This window comes from Roseibium sp. JB4-4, from assembly GCF_055693425.1.
In genome coordinates, this window is sequence record NZ_CM146333.1 from 146,113 (window position 1) to 171,507 (window position 25,395).

General features: G+C 54.9%; 15 protein-coding genes and 2 pseudogenes. 8 read left to right on the forward strand and 9 right to left on the reverse strand.

Translation table 11 applies throughout. The annotated features are described in order from the left end of the window. Positions 1-41 precede the first annotated feature (41 nt). Together ACZ1HV_RS00785 and ACZ1HV_RS00790 are read left to right on the forward strand one after the other, a co-directional pair. Positions 42-1,229, forward strand: coding sequence for an AAA family ATPase (locus tag ACZ1HV_RS00785; protein ID WP_472717028.1), 1,188 nt, complete (start codon positions 42-44; stop codon positions 1,227-1,229). Then, positions 1,222-1,878 (forward strand): HNH endonuclease, encoded by a 657-nt coding sequence (locus ACZ1HV_RS00790; RefSeq protein WP_472717029.1) that lies wholly within the window; start codon positions 1,222-1,224, stop codon positions 1,876-1,878. The genes ACZ1HV_RS00785 and ACZ1HV_RS00790 overlap by 8 nt, the downstream gene beginning before the upstream one ends. A 69-nt stretch (positions 1,879-1,947) precedes the next feature. Here ACZ1HV_RS00790 and ACZ1HV_RS00795 read toward each other — a convergent pair whose 3' ends face one another. Together ACZ1HV_RS00795 and ACZ1HV_RS00800 are read right to left on the reverse strand one after the other, a co-directional pair. Continuing rightward, positions 1,948-2,709 (reverse strand): hypothetical protein, encoded by a 762-nt coding sequence (locus ACZ1HV_RS00795; protein WP_472717030.1) that lies wholly within the window; start codon positions 2,707-2,709, stop codon positions 1,948-1,950. Between the two features lie 377 nt (positions 2,710-3,086). Then, positions 3,087-6,766, reverse strand: a pseudogene (locus ACZ1HV_RS00800) (vitamin B12-dependent ribonucleotide reductase). A gap of 639 nt (positions 6,767-7,405) precedes the next feature. Between ACZ1HV_RS00800 and ACZ1HV_RS00805 the strand changes: the two are divergent. Both ACZ1HV_RS00805 and ACZ1HV_RS00810 read left to right on the forward strand, forming a co-directional pair. Next, positions 7,406-8,131 (forward strand): response regulator, encoded by a 726-nt coding sequence (locus tag ACZ1HV_RS00805; RefSeq protein WP_298820434.1) that lies wholly within the window; start codon positions 7,406-7,408, stop codon positions 8,129-8,131. A 197-nt stretch (positions 8,132-8,328) separates the two neighbouring features. After that, positions 8,329-8,715 (forward strand): NADH:ubiquinone oxidoreductase subunit NDUFA12, encoded by a 387-nt coding sequence (locus tag ACZ1HV_RS00810; protein WP_298961769.1) that lies wholly within the window; start codon positions 8,329-8,331, stop codon positions 8,713-8,715. A gap of 77 nt (positions 8,716-8,792) precedes the next feature. Here ACZ1HV_RS00810 and ACZ1HV_RS00815 read toward each other — a convergent pair whose 3' ends face one another. From ACZ1HV_RS00815 to ACZ1HV_RS00840, 6 genes are all read right to left on the reverse strand, one after another. Further along, positions 8,793-9,857, reverse strand: coding sequence for a hypothetical protein (locus ACZ1HV_RS00815; RefSeq protein WP_298820438.1), 1,065 nt, complete (start codon positions 9,855-9,857; stop codon positions 8,793-8,795). Between the two features lie 154 nt (positions 9,858-10,011). Next, positions 10,012-10,680: a leucyl/phenylalanyl-tRNA--protein transferase gene (aat, locus tag ACZ1HV_RS00820; RefSeq protein ID WP_298820440.1), complete on the reverse strand. Its 669-nt coding sequence runs from the start codon at positions 10,678-10,680 to the stop codon at positions 10,012-10,014. 49 nt (positions 10,681-10,729) lie between these two features. Further along, on the reverse strand, positions 10,730-12,076 hold the full coding sequence (gene accC / locus ACZ1HV_RS00825) for an acetyl-CoA carboxylase biotin carboxylase subunit (RefSeq protein WP_472717031.1): 1,347 nt from the start codon (positions 12,074-12,076) through the stop codon (positions 10,730-10,732). Positions 12,077-12,091: 15 nt separating this feature from the next. Further along, a complete protein-coding gene (accB, locus tag ACZ1HV_RS00830; protein WP_298820608.1) occupies positions 12,092-12,562 on the reverse strand; it encodes an acetyl-CoA carboxylase biotin carboxyl carrier protein in 471 nt (156 codons plus the stop codon). A 289-nt stretch (positions 12,563-12,851) separates the two neighbouring features. Beyond that, complete coding sequence (locus ACZ1HV_RS00835) at positions 12,852-13,640, reverse strand: DsbA family protein (RefSeq protein WP_298820444.1); 789 nt, start codon at positions 13,638-13,640, stop codon at positions 12,852-12,854. A 139-nt stretch (positions 13,641-13,779) separates the two neighbouring features. Continuing rightward, complete coding sequence (locus ACZ1HV_RS00840; protein ID WP_472717032.1) at positions 13,780-15,117, reverse strand: M48 family metalloprotease; 1,338 nt, start codon at positions 15,115-15,117, stop codon at positions 13,780-13,782. A 226-nt stretch (positions 15,118-15,343) separates the two neighbouring features. Here ACZ1HV_RS00840 and ACZ1HV_RS00845 point away from each other — a divergent pair, with 226 nt between their 5' ends. Then, a complete protein-coding gene (locus ACZ1HV_RS00845) occupies positions 15,344-16,513 on the forward strand; it encodes a pyridoxal phosphate-dependent aminotransferase (RefSeq protein ID WP_298820448.1) in 1,170 nt (389 codons plus the stop codon). 64 nt (positions 16,514-16,577) lie between these two features. Here the strand turns inward: ACZ1HV_RS00845 and ACZ1HV_RS00850 are convergent. Continuing rightward, positions 16,578-19,465: pseudogene (locus ACZ1HV_RS00850) on the reverse strand (Rne/Rng family ribonuclease). A gap of 676 nt (positions 19,466-20,141) precedes the next feature. Here ACZ1HV_RS00850 and ACZ1HV_RS00855 point away from each other — a divergent pair. From ACZ1HV_RS00855 to prfB, 3 genes are all read left to right on the forward strand, one after another. Continuing rightward, a complete protein-coding gene (locus ACZ1HV_RS00855) occupies positions 20,142-21,431 on the forward strand; it encodes an N-acetylmuramoyl-L-alanine amidase (protein WP_472717033.1) in 1,290 nt (429 codons plus the stop codon). Positions 21,432-21,619: 188 nt separating this feature from the next. Next, positions 21,620-24,091 (forward strand): penicillin-binding protein 1A, encoded by a 2,472-nt coding sequence (locus ACZ1HV_RS00860; protein ID WP_298820610.1) that lies wholly within the window; start codon positions 21,620-21,622, stop codon positions 24,089-24,091. 155 nt (positions 24,092-24,246) lie between these two features. Next, a protein-coding gene (prfB, locus tag ACZ1HV_RS00865) for a peptide chain release factor 2 (protein ID WP_472717034.1) occupies positions 24,247-25,378 on the forward strand; the annotation gives its coding sequence in 2 pieces (ribosomal slippage) (positions 24,247-24,315 and positions 24,317-25,378; 1,131 coding nt in all). Positions 25,379-25,395: the final 17 nt, after the last annotated feature.

Here is a 25,395-nt window from a genome sequence, read left to right on the forward strand (position 1 = left end):
ACACGAGAGCTTTTCTAAATCGGCATTCGGGGATGATTTTTATGGGAGGCCTGGAAAAAATGCTTGAGTTGTTGGGCCTTGGCGACCCTGCTTCTGGTCGAGGGTATAAGATTGCAATTTTGGTTGGACCGAATGGTTCTGGCAAAAGCAATTTTCTGCGCGATCTCGCTTTGGAATGTCGAAATACCCGAAATATTGCTGTTATCTGTAATACTTCCCATGATCGTTTTTCCGGGATGCGCGGCGTTAAACGTCTCTCTGCGAGCCAAGGTGCACAGTCGCCAAAAAACACGGTCAAACTTGCTGTTGCGCATACGCTGGATGGCGATGACAGTCGCTTTTACCAAATGGCCAAGATCCTTGAGTATTGCGGCTACCAGGGGACTATTGGCTTTAAGGTTGGCATGAAGAGCCAACGCAAATTTTTTGAACCGGAAATGTTTTCTGAAGAAGGCGCAGATCCACGGGACATCGAGCTGGCTATCGGTTTCCTGCGTCGATTTGATACGCGGGAAATATTATGGGTAAATGAGCGGGGGAGTTTGCTTGATTACACACAAGGCCTTGAGTTCGCCAGCGTCCTCCGACTGGAAAAAGCACTGAGGAAGAGTGGGTTCTTAGGGGATATCCAAGTTTATCTCAAACGGTCAGAAGGACCCGTCATCGAGTTATTGAAGGCAAGCTCGGGTGAGCTTGCTTTGATTTCGTCTTTGTTATTCCTCATCGCAAACCATGACCAGGATCCTCTAGTCTTGGTCGATGAGCCAGAAAACAGTCTTCATCCCCGGTGGCAGCGTGAATATGTAGACAGGTTATTGAGTGCACTCGAATATCGAGGCGCTCAAGTGATTATAGCTACTCATGCACCATTGATTGTGACGGGTGCTCTCGCTGAAACGCACGATCTAGTATCTGTGTTCCAGGTAGCCCGGGGCGAAGTTGAACAAATCGAACTAAGAGGTTCCAAAAGTTCGTCCGAAAGTATTGAAGAGATACTTTGGCGGGCGTTCGACGTGATTACCCCGGCCAACCACTTCATCAGCGAAGAACTCGTCGGCATCGTCAGTCAATTGGAAAAAGGTGCAATTGGTGTCGATGCGGCGCTCGCGCGCGTCGAGGAGATGGATGAAAAGAGCTTTGATTCGCAGCAGCGAGAGTTTTTTGACGGGGTGCGCAAGCTTATCGTCAAAGTAGAAGCGGAGCGCGGCAGGCAGAGAAGCTATGACTGATCCGTATGTGCCCCCACTAGCTGAGTTTGCGTTTGATGCAGCGGAAATGGCAGTGATCGAAAAAGCGCTCGCCAACGATAAACCTTGGGATTTTGTGCCAGAAAGCCAAGAGGAGAAAGAGCTGCTCAAGAGCGCAAAAGAAAAGATACTGAACTTTCATTTAGAGCGCCATGGCTGGAACTGTTGTTATTGCCGAACCAACCTCACGGGGGCTGGTCCCTTTATGACCGACCGAGAACACATTCTACCGAAAGGCAAAGCGGCTTATAAGGCTCTGAGTTACACGCTTTGGAATCTTGCCGCTGCCTGCAAGCGCTGCAACATGCAGTTCAAGCGGAGCGGCGACGGCTTCGTGATTAACGGTGACGATCCCGACGCACTCCTTTCAAGCGACAACTACCGCTTCGTCCATCCTAATTTTGATTTGTGGGATGATCACTTGACCCGGATTGCATATCAGGTGAATGCAAAAAACTTAGTCAAGATAATGAGTAGTGGCAGCGAGAAAGCCGCATATGCGTACGAGTTTTTTAACCTTCAGGAGTTGGAGGTCGACAGTTTCGATGCTGTTCAGGGTCTCGGAAATAAGGCTGAAGAAAGCGTAGCTGTGAGTGAGCTCCGCAAATTGGCCGAAGAATACGGTCAATGATCAGATAGTCCACGTAATAAATCCCGATTTTCTTGTCTGACTTTCTGTCATGTAGCTTTAATTGATCTGTTAATTTTTCGGGGAGTTACTCCTCGGACGATGTTTTTTCTTTAAGTCGAAGAATGTTTCTTTCGATGTGACTTTCCGGCGGCAATGTGTGTAGAACTCAGTCTCCACCTTGCGCAGCGACATGTAGAGGTCGTGCACGTTTTGGCGGGTGGGACGTTCAATTTTCGTATATTTGGCTACCAAATTGTTGAGAACTTGTGCGGACCAGATCAATTGGTAGGTCGAGTACGCGAACACCGCGCGAGTGAATGCTTTTGTTGAAACGTTTTCGATAGGACCGGTCGTCACTGTCATTTTATTTCGACGTTTGGTGACCGGAAATGCCAGGTCCGAAAAAAGCGGGTTGCCGTGTTTGATGCCGGAAAGGATACGAAAAATCTCGTACATTCGATTTGCGCGTGCTTCGGAGAAAAGGCGCATGAGACTCGGCTTCATTCCCTCAAGTTTTCGTTTTGGGTTGTCATGCTCGACCCAAGCGGTAGCCCGTTTGATGTCACTTGCAGTATCTAGTAGATCGATGCGGAGCTCAAATACTGTAAGCGAAAGGATGGCCGCTTCGGAGATATACCCTTCTTTGAGCAGCGTCGCGATCGCTTCGTGTAACCTTATGATTCGGGCCGTAATCGCCATCGGTACAAAAATGATCTCATTCATTTGCTCATCGCCTTCCGAGAAATAAGATCCGATACCAAGCATCAACTCGAGAGTTGCACGGTGGGCTTTGGTCGAAGTGCCGTCATCAACCACTGTGCGTTTTGGCATTTCATCCCCCTGGAATTAGATGGCTATGGACTTTCTTTTTTGGGGCTCGAGCGGAGACCCTGAAACTTTCAGCTGCCTTGTTCCGCGGCCTTCGAAGGTGCGTCGCCGATAAACTTCCATCAGCGTTCGACCAAGTTTAATCACTGTTTAGACACGCGGCGACAGTTCTCAGAGGATCAAGAGCTTACATTGGTGGCTTCGTGAAAAGAAAACCCGCCCGATCGTCTCCGATGGGCGGGTTCTCTTGCTTCAATGGCCATGGCACCAAATTTCAGCACTTTAACGGCAGGTGAGCAGCTTTCGAGCGCCGTTTGAGCTATTTGTCCGGACGCAGAGCGAGAAACGCTGACGCGTCAGGCGAACTCCCGGCTAAGCGCTTAGCTGCAGCCGCTTGTGCTGCCGCATGTGTCGCATTTCAGGCAGGTGCCGTTGCGCACCATGGTGAAGTTGCCGCATTCGGCGCAGCTTTCGCCTTCATAGCCCTTCATGCGGGCCTGAGCGATCTGCTGTGATGCGGTGCTGGCCTGAGGGGCAGGGGCTGTTGTGACCTCAACAGCCGCAGCAACGCTTTCGCCGCGGGCAAAGGCAGTCGCCACAGCCGACGCCTGCGCAGCGACGGTTCCCGCGAGTTCCACTTTCACCGTTTCGGTGATTTCGCCTGCAGGTTCAGAGCCGGAGACAAGGCGGAAACGTTCCGTCTGGCCACGGACAAGGCCGTGCGACACGACGCCAGGGTCGCTCTTATCCATATTCTTGACCGCGCCTGCGTCAACCGGGCCGCTGAAGGCTTCCGGCGGGACATGGGCAAGGTCGTGACGGCCGAGATAGGAAACCGCCAGTTCGCGGAACACGTAGTCCAGGATAGACGTTGCGTTTTTGATCGCATCGTTGCCCTGAACCATGCCGGCCGGCTCGAACTTGGTGAAGGTAAAGGCGTCGACATACTCCTCAAGCGGCACGCCGTATTGCAGGCCGAGCGAAACGGAGATCGCGAAGTTGTTGATGAAGGCCCGAAGAGCCGAGCCTTCCTTGTTCATGTCAAGGAAGATCTCACCAAGACGGCCGTCGTCATATTCGCCGGTTCGCAGGAACACGGTGTGGCCGCCGATCTTGGCCTTCTGGGTGTAGCCCTTGCGACGGGCCGGCAGCTTTTCCTGCTCACGGACAACACGCTCAACGATCCGCTCGACAATCCGCTCTGCAACCATTTCGGCCTTGGCGGCCTGCGGCTTGGCAGCGAGTTCCTCGATGGCATCTTCCTGGTCGTCTTCATCGTCAGCCAGAAGCTGAGAATTGAGAGGCTGAGACAGTTTGGAGCCGTCGCGATAAAGCGCATTGGCTTTAAGGGCCAGTTTCCAGGACAGCATGTAGGCTTCCATGCAGTCTTCGACCGTTGCATCGTTCGGCATGTTGATCGTCTTGGAGATCGCGCCGGAGATGAAGGGCTGAGCTGCCGCCATCATGCGGATGTGGCTTTCCACCGACAGGAAGCGCTTGCCGATACGGCCACACGGGTTGGCGCAGTCAAACACCGGATAGTGCTCTTCCTTCAGGAAAGGAGCGCCTTCGAGCGTCATGGCACCGCAGACATGAGTGTTGGCAGCCTCGATGTCGGCCTTGGAAAAGCCAAGGAAAGACAGCAGTTCGAATTCCGGATCTTCAAGCTGTTCGTCAGAAACACCAAGCGCCTTCAATTGTTCGTCGCCGAGAGTCCAGCGATTGAAGACGAACTTGATGTCGAAGGCCGACTTCATGCCGTCTTTCAGCTTCGCCAGGCTTTCATCACTGAAACCCTTGGTTTTCAGGGAGGAGGGATTGATCCCCGGCGCCTGATCGATCGTGCCGTGGCCGACGGCATAAGCTTCGATCTCGCCGATCTCGCTTTCGGAGTAACCGAGTGCACGCAATGCTTCAGGAACGGCACGGTTGATAATCTTGAAGTAGCCGCCACCGGCGAGCTTTTGAATTTCACCAATGCGAAATCCGGTTCGATGCCGGTGGTGTCGCAGTCCATGACGAGACCGATAGTCCCGGTCGGTGCAATCACCGTCGACTGGGCGTTGCGGTAGCCGTTTTTCTCGCCAAGTTCCAGCGCGCGGTCCCAGGCCTTCTTGGCACGGTCGATCAGGATCGGCTCCGGGCAGGAAGCATGGTCGAGCGGGACCGGGTTGGTCTGAAGGCCTTCATAGCCGTCGGCTTCGCCATAGGCCGCGCGGCGATGGTTGCGCATCACCTTGAGCATATGCTTGGCGTTTTTCTTGTATCCCGGGAAAGAACCGAGCTCTCCGGCCATTTCGGCTGAAGTCGCATAGGATACCCCGGTCATGACAGCAGTAAGCGCACCGCAGATCGCGCGGCCTTCGACGCTGTCATAGGGGATGCCGGAGGTCATCAGCAGACCACCAATGTTGGCATAGCCAAGGCCGAGCGTACGGAATTTGTAGGAAAGTTCCGCGATTTCCTTCGACGGAAACTGCGCCATCAACACGGACACTTCGAGGACAATGGTCCACAGCCGCACGGCGTGTTCGTAGTTGTCGATGGCAAACGAACCGTCTTCCTTGCGGAACTGCATCAGGTTCAGGGATGCCAGGTTACAGGCGGTGTCATCCAGGAACATATATTCCGAGCAGGGGTTGGAGGCCCGGATTTCACCATCGGCCAGGCAGGTGTGCCAATCGTTGATGGTCGTGTGATATTGCAGGCCCGGATCGGCAGACGCCCAGGCGGCATAACCGATCTGTTCCCACAATTCCTTGGCTTTTACCGTCTTCAGAACGCCGCCGGACTTGCGCGCGGTCAGGTCCCATTCGCCTTCTTCGATAACAGCGTTCAGGAAGCCATCGGTCACGCGGACGGAGTTGTTCGAGTTCTGGCCGGCAACTGTCAGATAGGCTTCTGAATCCCAATCTGTGTTGTAGGTTGGAAACTCGACTTTCGTGAAGCCCTGACGTGCAAACTGGATGACGCGCTGGATGTAGTTTTCCGGCACCATCATTTTCTTCGCTGCACGGATTTCGCGTTTCAATGCCGGGTTCTTGGCCGGGTCGAAGCAGTCGCCATTGTCCGCTTCGCAGTTGATGCAGGCGCGCATGATGGCGGAAAGGTGCTTCTGGCAGATCTTGGATCCGGTGACGAGAGCGGCCACTTTCTGTTCTTCGCGAACCTTCCAGTTGACGTATTCCTCAATGTCGGGATGGTCGACATCCACAACAACCATCTTTGCTGCACGGCGCGTCGTGCCGCCGGACTTGATTGCGCCCGCTGCACGGTCGCCGATTTTCAGGAAGCTCATCAGGCCGGAGGACTTGCCGCCACCTGACAGCTTTTCGCCAGCTGCCCGGACATGCGAGAAGTTGGAGCCGGTGCCGGAGCCGTATTTGAAAAGGCGGGCTTCGCGGACCCAGAGGTCCATGATGCCACCTTCATTCACAAGGTCGTCGCCAACCGACTGAATGAAGCAAGCGTGGGGCTGAGGATGCTCATAAGCGGTTTTAGATTTGGTCAGGCGGCCTGTCTGGAAGTCTACATAGAAATGGCCCTGGCTCGGTCCGTCGATGCCATAGGCCCAATGCAGGCCGGTGTTGAACCACTGCGGAGAGTTCGGTGCGACCTTCTGGGTGGCCAGCATGTAGCGCAGCTCGTCGTAGAACGCCTGCGCGTCTGATTCCTTGTCGAAATAGCCGCCTTTCCAGCCCCAATAGGTCCACGTACCGGCAAGACGGTCGAAAACCTGACGCCCGTCGGTTTCAGAGCCGTAGCGGTCGTCTTCGTCAATTTTTTCAAGCGCGGTTTCGTCGGCCTCGTGACGCCACAGCCAGGATGGGACGGTGTTTTCTTCAACAGGTTTCAGTTTGGCGGGCACACCAGCCTTGCGGAAATATTTCTGCGCCAGAATGTCGGAGGCAACCTGGGAGAACTGAGTCGGTACCTGGATGTTTTCCAGACGGAATACCACCGATCCGTCCGGATTGCGGATCTCACTGTTAGCTGTCCGAAAGTCTATGCCGGCGTAAGGCGATTGGCCTTCCTTGGTGTAGCGCCGCTCGATCCGCATTCTCAGTTACCCCTTTTAATCCCTTGCCGGTTCATGAAACCAGCCTTGTCCCGCATTTCATCCGGAATTGGCGTTTCGCCTGCCTCTCGTCCCGGATGTTGTCCTGCCTACACTAGGTCTGTGTCTGTATGTAGCGTATAGAGGTTAACGATCCACTATATATAGTGTTCATCAACAGCTTTGTCACGATATGCGCCAATGGATTAGGCACACAAAATCCCTTCCTCCGGTTTTGAAAGAAAACCTGAGACGCAAACGCGGATACTGGTGGTTTTGGATGACCGGGTTGCCTGGAAAAGCTCCCGACTACGCACATCGCAATGATAGGAAATCTAAGGTAAATGAAATCTTAAGGTCAAGGCGTGAGTGACAACAGCTAGTGCTCAAAAAACGTACAAACGCAAAATCTTGTGTGTCCATGTGGATATTGGGGAGGGGAGTGGGGAGCGCGCAAACTCAAGGAAAAAGCGCTTGCTTTCCCGGCGAAGAAGTGCCGGTAGCGCTCGATCAACGAAGCTGTGGATGAGTATGGGCACGTTTTTTATGAAAATTTGAAGTAAATGGCGCGTGTCACCTTCAACCGGGTTTAAGCCGCGTCTGCTTTAGTGTGGGAACGACAGGGATAGGGACCCGCACAATATGAAGCATCATGCCGCTTTCGGGCTCGCAATGGAGGACATCGACGCTGTTGTCGTGGAAGACAGCAAGCCGATGCAAACGATTCTCAGATCGATTCTCCTCAGTTTTAAAGTGTCGCGTGTGCGCGTTTTCGATTCGGTCGATGAAGCGCTCGAGGCCAGTCTTGCAGAGCCACCCAATGTGATTCTCACCGACTGGCGGATGGCGCCGACCTCCGGATACCAGTTCTTGCGGCTCGTTCGACATCGCCACATGGAACCGCTCTGCTATGTACCGATTCTCTTCATTACGGCTCACGGAACCCGCCCGTTGGTCGACAAGGCACTGAGAGCCGGCGCGCATCATGTTCTGGTGAAGCCCGTTTCACCCTCGACACTCTTCAAACGGCTGCATTGGCTGTTGAACGATGACCGGCCCATGATTCTCGAGCACTCGGGCTTCTACAATATCTATGGCATCCAAAAGACAATGGATGAACAGGCGGAGAAAATGCAGTCATTGGCCGGGGCCAGACTGCATCACCGGACTGCTGTGAAGAAGCGGGCTGAGGTCGAAGACGCCGTTGAAGAAGCATTTGAGAAGCCTGAAGTGCCCAAACCGATCTTTGCTGGTGTCAAGAAACGGAGCGTCAGCAAGGACAAGGATATCAAAAAGAAGTTTTCTGCAGCGGCAAGACACATCCGCACCGCGGGCTTTACCGGCCTCAAGGGTTTCAAGCCGCACTGATCTCGTGCGGAGGTCCAGCGGCATTTGATACTGCATCTGCGGCATGATTGCCGGAACGGTGCGAATGCCGATATTTTGTATCTGCGACCTATAGACAGACGCGAGCGTTGCCGCCATAGTCCGCCAAAATCCGGTAGTTGTCCGAATACAGCTGCGCGGAACACAGGCGAATTGACTTTGAGGGACCCCAGAGGGCCATGAAAACTCTGCTGCTTGAACTCTTCACATGGTGGAACGGCCAGACAATGGGCACCCGTTTCTTCACCTGGCGCAAGGGTGAGTTTGTCGGCGAAGACGAACTCGGCAACAAATACTATAAGGAACGTGCGGGCAAGAAGCGCTGGGTGATCTACAACGGCCTGGCAGAAGCCTCAACGATACCACCAGGCTGGCACGGCTGGATGCACCACCGGGTCGACACACCACCGTCTGACGAAACCTATCACCCGAAGCATTGGCAGCAGTCGCATCGCGCCAATGGTACCGGGACACCCGACGCCTATCGACCGCACGGTTCTATCCTGACGCCGGAAAAACGGCCTGAAGTGAGCGGTGACTATGAAGCCTGGACACCGGGCAGCTGAACCCCTCAGGACCAAAAAAGGCCCCGCTGAAAAGCGGGGCTTTTTTGTTTCGACTGTCTGCCGGGCGAGCCGCCCGTTCAACCGGGTTTCTGGCTTGCCTTTGCAGATGCCTGCTGTGCGCCAAACAATGTGCTGGCGGAAGAAATCAGCCTGTTGAGGACCAGAATAACCAGGGATGTGCTGTAGCCCAGCACAAACGGCATGATCAGCAGCATGGACTGGTTGGTGAAGGCAAGTTCCGACTTCGTAGGCACGGTTGTCTTGTTCAGTGCAGCAGAACTCAGGCTTTTCACGAAACTCAGAAATTCATGAAACCCGAAGGGCAACGTGAAAAACAAAGCAAATAGGGCTCCCAGAACGATTCTTTGAACGATCAGGCGCGAATCTGAAATATCGAAAGTTATGTCGCTTGTGACCGAAATGGCATTGAAGCCGATAAATGCAGCCGATCCGATTGCTCCCAGGGACATCAGCCAGACAAGGAAAAAGAGGACCATTGCGGCACCGTTCATTCCTGTGCCGAATATCGGCACTTCTGACAGGACCACGGACATGATCATGGAGCCGATCGAGACAACAACCAGCCAAACTGCCAGCTTCGGCAGAAAGTTTGGCATTTGAGATGCCAGAAACCTTTTGCGATTGGCGTCTGACAACTGACTGAAGAGAGCTTGGGTCTTTTGTTCAATCGCCTGCCACTCCGCATCTGTGGGAGTGCGACCTTTGTCGCCAGGCCCCCCGGCTTGCAGGTGATTGAGAATACCAAGCGAGAAGTTCTCCGGAAGCGATGTCGCCTCGCGTATCAAAAACGAGTGCAAGCCCCGCAGTGTTTCCAGATCCTTGTTGAACTTGGTATCCAGGATTGTGTTGCTCGGATCCGTGGCTCCGCTGTTCCAGACCGAGGCGGCAAAATCCGTCATGGTCTGCTTGGCCTTTTGGAGTTCCGTACTCAAGTGGGCGGCCGTGCCGGGCTTGGTCGATGTTGACGATGAAAGAGTGTCCGGCTTCAAGGATGAGGGCGTCGTTGGTGCCGGTGGAGCCGAGCCCTGTGAAAAGGCCTCGTCACCCAGTTCCTTGCGTTTGCGGACTGCTTGCTCACGCATCAGTCGTGCGTCGGTCTTGTCTTTGACATCCCCAGCCATGCAACTTCCTGACTTTTCTTTGTTACGCAACGGAATGCTAGCAAAGATAGGTGATGGCGGCAATTGCAACCGATATGCGCGTCAGGGTTGCTGCACGTTTGGGCGTTGGCAGATACAGGCCACTTCGCGCCTGGCGTTGGCCTTCAAAGAGAATTCAGGTGTCCAGCACACTCAAGACGTCTTGTCCCGAGGCTTGCGGAGACAAGGCGTAATAGTCGGTCTCAAGTTTGAGAGCGTCGGCAAGGCGTTGATTGTAGTCGGCCTGCGATACTTCCTGCGTACCAAATTTGTTCAGATGGTCGGTTACAAACTGTGTGTCGAGCAGAGAGTAGCCGCCAACAATCAGACGGGCGACCAAATGCGCGAGACAGACCTTTGAAGCGTCAGACTTGAAGGTAAACATGCTCTCGCCGAAAAAAGCACCGTTCAGGCTTACGCCATAGAGCCCGCCAACGAGTTTGCCTTCCTGCCAGGCCTCGACCGTGTGGCAATACCCCATTTCAAACAGTTCGCCGTAAAGTCTTCGAATTTCCCGATTGATCCAGGTCTTGTCTCGGTTTGGCTGAGGTGTTGCACAGCCGTCAATAATGCCTTGGAAATCCGTACTGACGCGAATTTCGAAAACGTCGTTTCGGATGGTTCTGCGCAAGCGTTTCGGCAGATGGAAACTGTCCAGGGGCAAGATTCCACGCCGCTCCGGCTCGAGCCAGAAGAGGCCGGGATCATCAGCCGATTCAGCCATGGGAAACAGACCGCAGGCATATGCCTTCAGCAACACCTGCGGCGTAATTTCCATAACGATGTCGTCTTTGTAACCTGCCATAAGACCTCACTGTCCCTGTGGCGGCGATGCTGGCTCGCCGCCTGGTCGGTCAGCTGGACTTATTCTCCAGGTGCTTCTCGAGCCAGTGAATGTCGTACTGACCGTTGGCTATGTCCTGATTGTCCACCAAATCGCGGAAAAGCGGAATAGTCGACTTGATTTCGTCAACGACAAATTCATCAAGGCACCGGCGCAGGCGCATCATGCATTCCACTCGATTACGTCCGTGCACGATCAGTTTGCCAATCAGACTGTCGTAGTAGGGCGGGATCTTGTAGCCCTGATAGACGCCTGAATCGACGCGAACGCCCAAGCCGCCAGGTGGATGATAATAGGTAATCGTCCCCGGGGACGGCGTGAAGTTGACCGGGTCTTCGGCATTGATACGGCACTCGATTGCGTGCCCTTCAAAGCGAATGTCTTCCTGGGTCATGTCAAGCGAGCCACCGGCTGCAATCCGGATCTGTTCGTTCACCAGATCGATGCCGGTGATCATTTCAGTCACCGGGTGCTCCACCTGAAGGCGCGTGTTCATTTCAATGAAATAGAACTCGCCATTTTCATAAAGGAATTCGACGGTCCCGACACCGCGATACTTGAGCTTGCGCATGGCACTGGCAACAATTTCGCCGATCTGGCTGCGCTGCTCTGCATTGAGGCTCGGGGAGGGAGCCTCCTCCAAAACCTTTTGATGTCGGCGCTGAAGAGAACAGTCGCGCTCCCCAAGATGGACCGCATTTCCCTTGCCATCACCCAGAACCTGGATTTCGATATGCCTCGGCTTTCCGAGATACTTTTCCATGTAGAGGGCGTCGTCACCAAAGGCTGCGGCAGCCTCGCTCCGCGCCGTTGAAAGTGCTGTGTCCAGATCAGCCTCGGATTTTGCGACCTTCATGCCTCGGCCACCGCCGCCGGAAGCGGCCTTGACCAGCACTGGATAGCCAATTTCACGCGCTATCGCATGGGCGTCATCGGAAGACGTGACTGCTCCGTCAGATCCCGGCACAACAGGAATGCCCAAATCCCTGGCTGTTTGCTTGGCCTGGATCTTGTCGCCCATAATGCGGATATGTTCAGCGGTTGGACCGATAAACTCGATATTGTGTGCTTCGAGTATTTCGGCAAACCGTGCGTTTTCCGAAAGAAAACCATAGCCGGGGTGAACTGCGTCGGCCCCGGTAATTTCACAGGCTGCCAAAAGCTGCGGAATGTTGAGATAACTCTCACGCGCTGCCGGAGGTCCGATACAAACACTTTCATCGGCAAGACGCACATGCATTGCATCAGCGTCTGCGGTTGAGTGAACGGCAACTGTTGGAATGCCAAGCTCTTTGCATGCGCGCAGAATGCGCAGGGCGATTTCGCCTCGGTTGGCAATTAGGATTTTCGAGAACATAGCCAAAGAGGCTCCTTATTCGACGATAATGAGCGGTTCGCCGAATTCCACCGGCTGAGCATCTTCCACAAGGATTTCCTTGACGACACCGGTTTTGGTGGAGGGAATGTGGTTCATTGTCTTCATGGCTTCGATGATCAGGATCGACTGACCCTCCGTTACCTTGTCACCGACCTGGATAAAGGCGGCAGCTCCTGGTTCTGGAGACAAATAAGCGGTTCCGACCATCGGAGAGGTTACTGTTGAACCGGCGCTCGCAGCCGTCTCAGCAGCGGGTGCGGACGGTGCGGCTGGCGCTGCGGTTGCGACAGGTGCGACTGCAGGTGCGGCAGCCATGCTTACCGGGGCGCTGATCGACATCTGACGGGCAACGCGAATGCGGGTGTCGCCCTGTTCCAGCTCGATCTCGGAAAGATTGGTCTCGTCAAGTAAAACTGCGAGATCCCGGATCAGGGCAGTGTCGAATTTCTTGTTATCGTTACGCATCATGTGGTTTGGCTCTCGTACTCGGTCCGCAATTGGCACAAACATATTCCGGCCACTGTCAGCTCCACCTCTGTCGGTGGCTGGTCCAATACCTGCCGGTTTTCGGGGATTTGAATTCCGTCAACTCCGCTTCGTTCTGTGCAATTTGCCCCGCATTATCAAAGCATTTTAGGTCGTATCCCGCTTCCGATCAGAAAGCGGATTACGACCCTTATAGGCATTCAATTGTAACAGGAAAACCCCGACAGATCATCGAAATCGAGGAAAAGTCGTGTCGTATGAAGGTTTTTTAGCAGGTCGTTTGACCACAGTTCTTCATCGCATCCAGTTTGTTGCGCAATTGGTCGTAACCAACAGCCCCCATTACGACTTCGTTGCCGACCACATAGGACGGCGTTCCGGTAAGGCCCAGACGGTTGGCGATGGTATAGACTTCTTCAATCGTCAGCCCGGCTTCCTCGGTTTCCATGGCTGCGAGAAGCTTGTCTTCTTCGATACCAGTCTCCAAAGCTGCCTTGAGTGCGCTTGCCCGATTTGCCTGACCACGGCTGAGAAGCAGGGTCTCGTGGAATTCACCGTATTTGTCCGGCGCAACGGAATTGACCGCGACCGCGACTTGTGCCGCTTCAACGGAACCCTGACCCAGAACAGGAAATTCCTTCAGTACGACCTTCAGGTCCGGGTCGCCCTCGATGAGTTTCATCATGTCACCGTAGGCCCGTTTGCAGTAGCCGCAATTGTAGTCGAAGAATTCGACCAGCGTCACCGAGCCTTCGGGATTGCCCATGACAACCTGACGCGTGGAATTGAACAGGACGTCGGCGCTGTCATTGAGTGCCTGCAAGCGCGCAGCCTCTGCAGCTTCCCGTTCACGTCGATCCAATTCGGTCAGCGCTTCTGCGATGATCTCCGGGTTCTGCAAGATATACTCGCGCACGATCTTCTCGATCTCGCCGCGGTCAATATCCTGAGCTGTTGCGGACCCTGCGATTAGCGCAAGACACAACGCGCTCGCGGAGAAGATCCTCAACAGCACAGGCGGGCACAGGCGCCGGGAGAATTGGAATACGTGGGTCATTCAGGGCTCCTTTGGCGGCAGATCCGGATCTTGGCCGGTCTCCCCGCCTTATGTGTCACAGGTCAGCGGTTTCGCGGTAGTTTGGGTGTCTTGTACGCTACTATATCGTCCGCTTGAAGCCATGCCGGCGATCCGCGCTTCAAACTTTTTGAGCACGCGCCGCATAGCGCTTTGCTGCCTCGAAATCTCCGCGAACCATCAAACCCTTCGCAGTGGCCAAATCAGCCTCTGCGCGTTCGCCCTGGCGGCCATGTGCAATGGCAAGCTGGCTATAGGCAATGCCTGAATTTTCGTCCATTTGAATGGCCCGTTTCAAGACTTTCTCGGCCTCAGGCAGATAGGACTGCTCATTGGCACCGACAAGCGCGTAGCCGAGCCAAACCAGAAACTGTGGTTCGTTTGGTTTGAAGGAGAGTGCCTTTCGAAACGGCGCAATGGCGCGTTTTGGGTCGCCACCTTCCAGGAGAGCCTGACCCTTCAATTCGTAGTAGTAGGGATTGTTGGGCTGTGTGCGGATCAGGGCATCGATTTCCTTGACGGCGCCTTTGCCGCGGCTTTGCATGGCTGCGATGGCTCTGGCATATTGTGCAGCCGGGCTTTTATCGCTCCTGGGATAGGCTCTCAGCGTCGCTGATGGATGACTGGTAAAGGCAAAGAGTTTGGCGCGCGCCTGATCGTGCCTGTACTGCAGCACATAGTCTTCCGGTTGATTGAAGTATTTGGATTTTTGAGCCTCATTTAAAAGGCCGTTGAAGCGCTCCTGCGCCATTGGATGACTTTGCGCGTATGGGTCGGCAAATTTCCGCGAGAACATTTGCTGTTCCGACATGCGCTGAAAGGTTTTCAACATGCCGCGCGCGCTCTGTCCCGTTGCATTCAGGTATCTGAGTGCGGCTCTGTCAGCTGCGGCTTCTTCGCCGCGCTGATAGTTCAACAACGTTCGTTTGCCGACGGAGCCTGCGCCAAGAGCAGCAGCGGCACCTCCCGATGCGGCATCCCCTGAACCTGCGGCTGCACCGGCTGCGGCAGCTCCAGCCCCCAGTATCAGTCCGATCACGGAAACGATTTGAGCGTTTGCAGCTGCAGATCTCAGACGCACCAGATGCCGTCCGGCGATATGACCCGTTTCATGCGCTATTACGCCGATAACTTCGCCTGGCGCCTCAGCTTCCATGATGACGCCGATATTGATGAACATGCGCCGGGAATCTGGAACGAAGGCGTTGAAACTCTTGTCGTTGACGAGAATGATCTGCGGTTCTGAATTGGAAATGCCAGCCACCTTGTAGATGGGCTTGGCGTAGTCCTTCAGCAGCGCTTCCACTTCAGCGTCGCGGACCAGCGGCAGTTTTCCGCGTTGCGCCTGTGCGGGGACAATCGCCATTGGCAAAAGGATTGCAGCCGAGCAGGCGATGGCAACGGCTTTTTTTATCAATCGACTACCGGACTTCAGCGTCGGCAAGGCTTGAACGGGCACGAAGGTCTTCTCGCTCTTTGATGTGTTTTGGGGCAGCACACCCATTCCACGCACATATTTGTGTGGCGAAGGTATGGAGGTGTCGCGTCAGGGTCAAGAAAAGCCGAATGACAAATAAGTAAGGATTGAGACTGTCCGCTGCTGGAATTCTGGTGGATGCGTTGCATCACTTCCTAAAATCCGCGATACCGGGTGCCTTCGAAGCACGACCGGAAACGCTACCCTTATGAACACACCAGTCTTTTCGCCTTCCAAGCGAAGCGAGGTTGCCCCCTTTATCGCCATGGACGTTTTGTCCGAGGCAGCCAAACTGGAAGCACAGGGGCGATCAATCGTTCATATGGAAGTTGGTCAACCTTCAGCGCCAGCACCAAAGCCAGCGCTTGCAGCCGCTGCAGAGGCGCTGAAGCATGGCCGTCTCGGCTATACTGAAGCGCTCGGCATCAAGTCGCTGAGGACTGCGCTTTCTGCGCACTACCGGCACACTTATGGCGTGAACGTACCCGCGGAGCGGATCATGGCGACAACCGGTTCTTCTGCAGGTTTCAATCTGGCGTTCCTGTCAGCATTCGATCCTGGTGACCGTGTCGTGTTGACCGCACCTGGATACCCGGCATACCGCAACATCATGAAAGCGCTCGGGTTAATCCCCATTGAAGTGGAAGTCGGTTCAGACACCCGCTGGTGCCTGACGCCGGACCATCTGGAAGCTGCCAGGCGTGAAGGTCCAATCAGAGGTGTTCTGGTTGCCAGCCCCGCCAATCCGACTGGCACCATGATGAGTGCTGAAGCGTTGGACAACCTCATAAACTATTGCGACCATGAGGGGATCTGGTTCATTTCCGATGAAATCTACCATGGCCTCGACTATGCCGGGGAGCAGAAGACCGCCCTGCAAACTTCTGAAAACGCTATAATTATCAATAGTTTTTCAAAATACTATTGTATGACTGGCTGGCGGATCGGCTGGATGGTCTTGCCAGAGCAACTCATCCGTCCGACCGAACGTATTGCGCAAAGCCTATACATCTCACCGCCCGAACTCTCCCAGATCGCGGCCGCGTCCGCACTTGACGCGGTTCAGGAACTTGAAGCAGTCAAGGCGGGTTATGCAGCCAATCGGACTTTGCTGCTGGATGGATTGCCGGCAATCGGTTTCGACAAGTTGTTGCCGGTGGACGGAGCGTTTTACATCTACGCCGACATCAGCAGATTCAGTTCAAACAGTCTCGAGTTTGCCAAGCGTATACTCCATGAAGCGGGGGTCGCAGCGACACCCGGTGTCGATTTCGACCCGGTCCACGGTCATGAATTTCTGCGTTTTTCCTTTGCCGGAGCCCATGAGGATATGAAATCTGCATTGGAACGGCTTTCAGGTTTTCTAGGAAAGATTTGAAGACCGCATCATAAAGAAAAGGCGGCCAAATTGGCCGCCTTGTAGCTACAACTGCAATTTGAAATCAGAAGAACGATCGTCCTCGCTGCCACCAGCCGACACGTTTTGGTTTGTCTTCCTTTTCGTCCTGCGACGTTTCGCTTGTGACCACCGGTTCAGCTGGAGCGGCAGGTTTGACCTCTGCGTCCTCTTCAGGCGCGTCTGCAGCAACGGGCTGTTCGGAGGTTGGAGTTTCCACCACGATTGTTTCTTCCGAGACAACTGTCTCGACAACTTCGGCAGCAACAACACCATCGGATTCGGGCGTGTCTTGCGTTGAAGTGCCTTCCGTTTCTGGGGCAACGTTTTCGTCAATTGCCTCAACAACCGTATCGGTTTCTGACACTTCTACAGGTGCTGCGTCGCTGTCATCACTGTTCGCGGCCTCAGCGGCTTCCTCAGATGTCGCAGCTGTCTCTGAGCTCTCCTGAGCGTCAAAGCCGTCCTGAGCTTCACCGTTCGCACTGTTCGGCGCTTCAGTGTTCTCGTCATCGTCTCCGTCAGCACGCAATTCATCGCCGTTGCGACGCCCTCTACGTCCTCCGCGACGACCACGGCGGCGTTTGCGCCGAGGCTCATCTTCACCGTCACTGTCTTCCGAACGTGCCTCCTGAGACGCATCTTCGTCTTCAGTCTGCTCGTCACTTTCTCCCGAGGTCTGGCGAGTTTCGTTTTCGTCACCCTGCTGATCGGACCCGCCTCTGCGGCGCTTGCGCCGACGTTTGCGACGACGACCTTCGCCGTCTTCTTCCTGCGCTTCCTCTTCGACAACCGGCTGTTCAGTTGACTCGTCGATGATCTCGACGGTATCGGGCTGAACGATCGGAACCGGTGCCGGAATTCGATCCCTGTCAACCGGGGCTCCACGCTCAAGCACGTAGAGTTGACCATTGACCATGTCGTCAGCGTGCACCTCGATTTCGACACCGAAGCGGGTCTCTAAATCAAAGAGGTTGGAGCGCTTCTGGTTCAGAATATAGAGCGCGACTTGTGTGGTCGTGCGAATGATCAGGTTGTGTGAGGCACCCTTGAGCAGGTTGTCCTCGATAGACCTGAGCACGTGAAGCGCAACCGATTCCACGGACCGGATCATGCCTGTGCCCTGGCAGTGAGGGCAGGGTGTTGTCGAACTTTCCAGAACGCCTGTCCGGATCCGCTGACGGGACATTTCCAGCAGGCCGAAATGGGAGATGCGTCCAACCTGGATACGCGCCCGATCGTTTTTCAAGCAATCTTTCAGCTTTCGTTCGACGGCACGGTTGTTTTTCGATTCCTCCATATCGATGAAGTCGATAACAACGAGACCGGCGAGGTCTCTGAGCCTTAGCTGACGTGTAACCTCTTCGGCTGCCTCCAGGTTGGTTTGGAGAGCTGTGTCTTCGATATTGTGTTCGCGCGTGGATTTGCCTGAGTTCACATCGATAGACACCAGAGCTTCGGTCTGGTTGATGACGATGTATCCCCCCGATTTCAAGGTCACTTGCGGTGAGAACATCGCATCAAGCTGCGGTTCCACTCCGTACCTTATGAAAAGCGGCGAGGGGTCGCGATAGGGCTGAACATTCTTTGCGTGGCTCGGCATGAGCATGCGCATGAAATCCTTGGCTTCCCGGTAGCCCTCGTCACCGGAAACCAGAACTTCGTTTATGTCCTTGTTGTATAGATCACGAATTGAGCGCTTTACGAGACTGCCTTCCTCGTAAACGAGGCTGGGCGCACTGGATTTCAGTGTTAACTCCCGGACATTTTCCCAAAGCCGCATGAGATATTCAAAGTCGCGCTTGATCTCGGCCTTGGTCCTGCTTGCGCCGGCTGTGCGCAAGATTACGCCCATGCCTTCCGGCACATCGAGCTCGGACGCAATCTTTTTCAGGCGCTTGCGGTCAGTTGGCTGCGTGATCTTGCGAGAGATACCGCCACCTCGTGCCGTGTTAGGCATAAGAACCGAATACCGGCCAGCCAACGACAAGTAAGTGGTCAGGGCAGCGCCCTTGTTGCCGCGTTCTTCCTTGACGACCTGGACCAGGATGATTTGGCGGCGCTTGATAACTTCCTGGATCTTGTACTGCTTGCGTACCGGAACGGACCGCTCAGGAACTTCCTCCATAGCGTCTTCCGCGCCAACGGATTCAATGGCGTCTTCATCCGAATCGGCATCGTCGTCGTCGTCATTCCGACGGCGGCGGCCGCGACGTCCGCGGGCCGGTCTTTTTCTTCTTCTTCGTCCGTTTCGGCGGTGTCGGTAACGTCTTCTTCGGATTCCTCGGAGTCGTCTTCTCCAGTATCTGCCTCGGGAGCTTCTCTGTCAGACGTCTCGTCCTCAGAGTCCTGCTGTGGCGCCTTGGCCGATACTTCCTCAGAAGCTGTGTCGCCTGCGTCCGTTCCAGGTGCCTCGTCCAGAGCTGCATCCTGTTCGGAGGCAGCTACAGTCAGCTCTTCATCTCCCTCAGGAGCCTGGCTTGGGCTCTCCTCGACGGTTTCGCCGTCTTCTGCCGCGCTCGCCTCGTCTTCGGATTGAGCTGCCACTTTCTCACTGGCGACTGTCTCGCTCGCCTCGTTCTTGGCTGCTCGAGATTTCCGACGGCGCTTTGGCTTTTCTTCGTTTTCTGTGTCGTCACGCTGGCGCTCGGCAGCTTCGGCTGCAAGCAACGCCTCACGGTCCGCAACGGGAATTTGATAGTAGTCCGGGTGAATTTCACTGAAAGCGAGGAAACCGTGACGGTTTCCTCCATATTCCACGAAGGCCGCCTGAAGCGAGGGTTCGACCCTTGTTACCTTTGCTAAGTAAATATTCCCGCGAAGCTGCTTTCTGTTTGCCGCTTCAAAGTCGAATTCTTCAACCCGATTGCCACGCACGACGACGACCCGGGTCTCTTCCGGGTGGCCCGCGTCGATCAGCATTTTGTTTGCCATTATGAAACTTCTCCACGGCAGCGCTCATGGGCGCGTATGCAAAACGCGCATCGCCCGAAAGGAGGATGGCTGCCGTATTTGTTTTGCTAAGATGAGAAAGGGCGTCTGCGCCCGGCGCGGTCGGGTCATCAACACAAGCGGCCGCAAATGCGGGGCCTTGCTGTATGTTGTTCTCCATGTGCATCGCGCGGGTCCTTCGGGGCAACGCAAGCCCTTTAGTTAAGTCGTTGTACCTTTTCCGGTTTACAGCTTGGCGTGAACGCTCGGTCTGCACCGGTTCCGGACTGTGTTCGTCTAGAAGAGCCGCCGCGGTCCTCGCCGGAAAATCTGCCATTGGTTATGGGCATCACATTGCGAGGCGGGGCGGTTTCAAAGATGTGCCAATACCTTATCCGCTGACTGCCAAGTGGAACTTTTCACTGGTAGAACGGCCTCTGTTCTGCCATTTCCATGTCCTGGCGGGTGATGACGTTGTGGATAGAAACCCTTGTTCGTCACCAGGGAAGGTATCGGTCTTGAACCGAAATCCGTAAGGTACTTTTACGATCCGATGCTTCGCTTTGCAAGCAATGTGAAATGCATAAGGCATTTTCCTTGAGTACCGGATCGCGTATGACAGGGTTGGCTGGGGCCCGTGTGCAGGCAAATTGCAAGCAAAATGGCCGGAATAATTGAAGTGAAACACTGGATAAAACCGTTGGTAGGCATCGTGCCGACTGTCATAGCTCAGATGCTGACGACCGTTGGTATCGTATTGTGCCTTTTGCTGTTTGGACTCAATACGGTATCGGTTGACGCGCACGCGGAAGCCCAAAAGCCGACGGTTTTGGGCGCCAGAGTGGCGGGCGACGACGCTCGAACGCGAATCGTTTTGGACATGGACCGGCAAGTGACGCCGGCGATTTCCGGCTTGCGCAATCCCTATCGACTGATCATCGATCTCCCAGAGATGGTCTTCAAGGTGCCCGAGGATGCCGGCGAGAGCGGGCGAGGTCTCGTTTCCGACTGGCGATTCGGTTTGTTCGCCGTCGGTAAATCCCGGATTGTTCTGGACCTGACCGGCCCAGTAAGTGTGGATAAGACTTTCTTTTTGCCCGCAATTGATGACCAGCCGGCACGCCTTGTTGTGGATCTGGTCAGCACGTCGGCGGAAGAATTCTCGGCCTTTGTGGAAGCCTCGCGCCCCAATCGGTCCACTGCAGACAAGAAAACAGATACCAAGAGCGACCGGCTTGCGACCGGAAGTGACAGCGACAAGCCTCTTATTGTTCTGGACCCGGGCCATGGTGGCATCGACACCGGCGCAACAGGCGTTGCCGGTACGCTGGAGAAGGCCATTGTTTTGGATTTCGCCAAGCTGCTGAAGGAAAAACTGGAGGAAAGCGGTCTCTATAATGTGCATATGACGCGCGAGGAAGACACGTTTATTCCGCTCGCGAAGCGGGTCCAGATCGGACACGATCTCGAAGCGGACCTGTTCATTTCCATTCATGCTGATTCGGTCAGAAGAGGTCAGAAATACGCAAGGGGAGCAACGGTTTATACTCTTTCAGACAAAGCCTCTGACCAACTTGCAGAAGACTTGGCGGAAACCGAAAATATGTCCGACATTATCGCCGGTGTGGAATTGCAGGACGAGCCGACTGAGGTGACCGATATTCTGCTGGATCTGGCTCGGCGGGAAACAAGGTCGTTTTCAGTCTATTTCGCCAGAACGCTCGTAAGCGAGCTTAAAAGCGCTGTTCGACTGATCAACAATCCGCACAGGTCTGCGGGTTTTCGAGTATTGAAAGCGCATGATGTGCCCTCAGTTCTGGTCGAGCTGGGCTATCTCTCGAACGAGCATGACGAAAAGCTCCTGATATCTGCGGAATGGCGTGAGCGCATGGCCGGCGCAATGAGCGAAGCTATTCACGGGTTTTTCCGGCCAAGGTTGGCCCGGCAGCAGGCAACGCCATCTCAGTAAAAGGCCTGAATTGTCTCGAAAATTGAAGGTCTTGTCAGGCCGTTGCCTCAGCATCGCCATATTGGTGCACGAGGAAGGCTGACAAGTGTGTGTGACAGTCGGCACCAAAGGGTGCTGTATTAAGGTTTCCGTGTTAAAAAGCCTGACGCGTTAATGACGGGGAAAGACGAGCCCGCAGTATGAAATTTTTGGTGAAGTTTTTTGGCTATCTTTTCGGGATCGGTGCAGTATTTGCGCTGTTGATAGCGGCAGGTGTCTGGATGTATCTGGAGTCCCTGTCGGAAGATCTGCCTGACTATACAGCGTTGCAGAACTACGAACCGCCTGTGATGACACGCGTTCACGCGGCGGATGGTAGCCTTATGGCTGAATACGCCACGCAGCGCCGCATGTTCTTGCCGATCCAGGCCATTCCGGATCGTGTGAAACAGGCTTTTATCGCCGCGGAAGACAAGAATTTCTATTCCCATATCGGCGTCGACCCGGAAGGCATCGCCCGCGCCGGCGTGCGTTTCGTTCAAAATTACGGTTCCGGCCGGCGCCCGGAAGGGGCCTCAACGATCACGCAACAGGTGGCAAAGAACTTTCTGTTGTCCGATCTTGTCAGCGAAGAACGCCGTCGCCGCTCGGCAGCCTATGAGCGCAAAGTCAAGGAAGCCATCCTCTCACTGCGCATTGAACAGGCCTTTACCAAGGACGAGATTCTCGAGCTCTATCTCAACGAGATCTATTTTGGGTTTGGAGCGTACGGTGTCGCTGCAGCCTCACTGATCTATTTCGACAAATCCGTGCACGAGCTCAATTTGGAAGAGATCGCCTATATGGCCGCACTTCCGAAGGGGCCCAGCAACTATCATCCGTATCGCAAGACAGAAGCGGCCATCGCCCGCCGCAACTATGTGCTCGATCGCATGATGGCTGATGGCTACATTTCGACCGCGGAAGGCGAAGAAGCCAAGAAGAAATCGATTGTTGTCAAACCCCGCGAACGTGGATCTTTCCTGTTTGCCGCAGAGTATTTCACAGAAGAAGTCAGGCGAGAAGTCGCGGAAATATTCGGAGACAAGCGTCTTTACGAGGGCGGGCTCTCGGTCAGATCCACACTGGATCCCGAGCTTCAGAAGATGGCGCGCAAGTCTCTCATGGATGGTTTGATCGACTTTGACCGCAAGCGAGGCAGTTGGGGCGGACCGGTTGAGAAGATCGCGCTTGATGCCGATTGGGGTGTCGACCTGTCCAAGGTGGAAGCTTTGAGCGACATTCCGGAATGGCAGCTCGCAGTCGTTCTGGAAAGCGGTGGCGATGAAGCGCGAGTCGGCCTCCAGCCAAAGCGGCTGGTAAGTGGCAGTCTCGACGAAGAACGCCAAACCGGACAGCTTTTCCTGGAAACGATGAAATGGGCACGGGTATCCGGCCGGGCACCAGCCGCGGTTTCGGATGTGCTGACGCCTGGGGATGTCGTCTACGTTCAGGAAAGCCCGGTTGCACCGGGAACTTTTGAGCTTCGTCAGATCCCGAAGGTATCCGGTGCACTTGTGGCCATGGACCCCTATACGGGTCGTGTTCTTGCCATGGTGGGCGGGTTCAGCTTCGCACAAAGTGAATTTAACAGGGCAACTCAGGCTTATCGCCAGCCTGGATCCTCGTTCAAGCCGTTCCTATACGCCGCGGCGCTCGACAATGGCTACACACCGTCATCCGTGATCATGGATGCCCCGCTGGAGATCAGCCAGGGACCGGGGCTCGGCACATGGCGGCCACAAAACTACGGTGGTAAATTCTACGGCCCGTCTACTTTGCGTACGGGTATTGAACTGTCCAGAAACGTCATGACCGTGCGTTTGGCGCAAGACATGGGCATGCCCCTCGTTGCCGAATACTCCAAGCGGTTTGGCATCTATGACAACATGCTTCCGGTTCTGTCGATGTCATTGGGCGCCGGGGAAACCACCGTGTTGCGCCTGACGACCGCCTACGCAACGATTGCAAATGGTGGACGGAAAGTGCGTCCGACCCTTATTGACCGCATTCAGGACCGCTACGGCCGTACCATCTACAAACACGACAGCCGGATCTGTGATGGCTGCACGCAGGACAATTGGGAAGGGCAGGGTGAACCGGCACTTATCGATGATCGCGAGCAGGTTCTGGACCCAATGACCGCTTTCCAGATAACTTCCATGATGGAAGGTGTTGTTCAACGTGGTACAGCAACTTCTGTACGCGCTGTCGGTCGTCCGGTTGCCGGAAAAACAGGGACGACAAACGACGAAAAAGACGCCTGGTTCATGGGCTTCACGCCCGACCTCGCGGTCGGCGTCTTTGTCGGATTCGACAATCCGAAACCCATGGGCCGCGGAGCGACAGGTGGCCAGGTTTCGGCACCGATCTTCACGGATTTCGTGAAAAAGGCGCTAGCCGACAAACCGCCAGTAGAATTCAGGGTGCCCAAAGGACTGCAACTGATCGCAATCAACCGCAGGACGGGGTTGAGTGCGGCGGCAGGAACACCAGGCGCAATCCTGGAAGCCTTCAAACCGGGTATGGCACCAAATGACAGCTTCTCCGTGATCGATTTCCAGGACTCCATGGGCGTTCCGGCCAATGTTTCGCAGGAAGCTCTGGATGCGGTTGCCGGCGGCACGGGTGGCCTCTACTAACCGGCCAAAAACTCCTTTGGTCGCGATAGGACAACTGAGACCAGTCAGTGCGGTTTACAGCAGCTGGTCTCGCGGGTAATGTCCCGCTCCAATTCCCGGCCCGTGTCTCCTCGTGGAGACCGGGCCGCTTCACATAAAATGACGCGAGGTACCCGATGCGCGCCGAAATGGAAGCGATCGTCGATGAAATCAAGCAGGCCATAAGCCTGCTGAGGAGGCATCTTTGACTGGGACAATGCACTTGTCCGCCTGGAAGAACTGAACGCTCTTTCTGAAGACCCGGAACTGTGGAACGATCCGAGCCGGGCGCAAAAGCTCATGCGGGAAAGGCAGCAGCTCGACGACGGTATCAACGGCGTCAAGGGACTTGAGCAGGATCTGGCCGACAATGTCGAGTTCATCGAACTCGGAGAGATGGAAGAAGACAAGTCCGTCGTTGAGGATGCCGAGGACGCGCTGCGTGGCCTGAAAGACAAGGTCAACGAACTGCAGCTGCAATCATTGCTGTCCGGTGAAGCTGACGCCAACGACACCTATCTGGAGATCAATTCCGGGGCAGGTGGCACGGAAAGCCAGGACTGGGCGTCCATGTTGCTGAGGATGTACAGACGATGGGCGGAAAAACACGGTTTCAAGGTTGAAGTACTTGAATACCATGATGGTGAGGAGGCCGGCATCAAATCCGCGACGCTCCTCATCAAGGGTGAGAATGCCTATGGCTGGATGAAGACGGAGTCTGGTGTTCACCGACTGGTTCGTATCTCGCCCTATGACAGCAATGCGCGTCGCCACACAAGCTTTTCGAGTGCCTGGGTCTACCCGGTGATCGATGATTCCATCGAAATCGATGTAAATGAAAGCGATTGCCGCATCGATACCTACCGGGCTTCAGGTGCGGGTGGACAGCACGTCAACACAACAGACTCGGCTGTCCGCATTACGCACCAGCCGACCGGGATTGTCGTTCAATGCCAGTCAGAGCGTTCGCAGCACAAGAACCGGGCAACGGCTTGGGGCATGCTCAAGGCACGCCTTTATGAGGCAGAGCTGAAAAAACGCGAAGAAGCGGCGAGTGCCGAAGCTGCGTCCAAGACGGACATTGGCTGGGGTCACCAGATCAGATCCTACGTTCTTCAGCCCTATCAGCTGGTGAAGGATCTTCGCACTGGTGTTGAAAGCACTTCACCTGGCGATGTCTTGGATGGAGACCTTGACCGGTTTATGGAAGCGGCATTGGCGCAGCGTGTCTTCGGTGGCGAACCGGTTGAGGTAGAGGACGTAGAATAGTCTCAAAACACTGTCGA

Coding starts and splice junctions, on each gene's coding strand:
- ACZ1HV_RS00785 (WP_472717028.1), top strand. CDS start 42: ATGGGAGGCCTGGAAAAAATGCTTGAGTTGTTGGGCCTTGGCGACCCT.
- ACZ1HV_RS00790 (WP_472717029.1), top strand. CDS start 1,222: ATGACTGATCCGTATGTGCCCCCACTAGCTGAGTTTGCGTTTGATGCA.
- ACZ1HV_RS00795 (WP_472717030.1), bottom strand. CDS start 2,709: ATGCCAAAACGCACAGTGGTTGATGACGGCACTTCGACCAAAGCCCAC.
- ACZ1HV_RS00805 (WP_298820434.1), top strand. CDS start 7,406: ATGAAGCATCATGCCGCTTTCGGGCTCGCAATGGAGGACATCGACGCT.
- ACZ1HV_RS00810 (WP_298961769.1), top strand. CDS start 8,329: ATGAAAACTCTGCTGCTTGAACTCTTCACATGGTGGAACGGCCAGACA.
- ACZ1HV_RS00815 (WP_298820438.1), bottom strand. CDS start 9,857: ATGGCTGGGGATGTCAAAGACAAGACCGACGCACGACTGATGCGTGAG.
- aat (WP_298820440.1), bottom strand. CDS start 10,680: ATGGCAGGTTACAAAGACGACATCGTTATGGAAATTACGCCGCAGGTG.
- accC (WP_472717031.1), bottom strand. CDS start 12,076: ATGTTCTCGAAAATCCTAATTGCCAACCGAGGCGAAATCGCCCTGCGC.
- accB (WP_298820608.1), bottom strand. CDS start 12,562: ATGCGTAACGATAACAAGAAATTCGACACTGCCCTGATCCGGGATCTC.
- ACZ1HV_RS00835 (WP_298820444.1), bottom strand. CDS start 13,640: ATGACCCACGTATTCCAATTCTCCCGGCGCCTGTGCCCGCCTGTGCTG.
- ACZ1HV_RS00845 (WP_298820448.1), top strand. CDS start 15,344: ATGAACACACCAGTCTTTTCGCCTTCCAAGCGAAGCGAGGTTGCCCCC.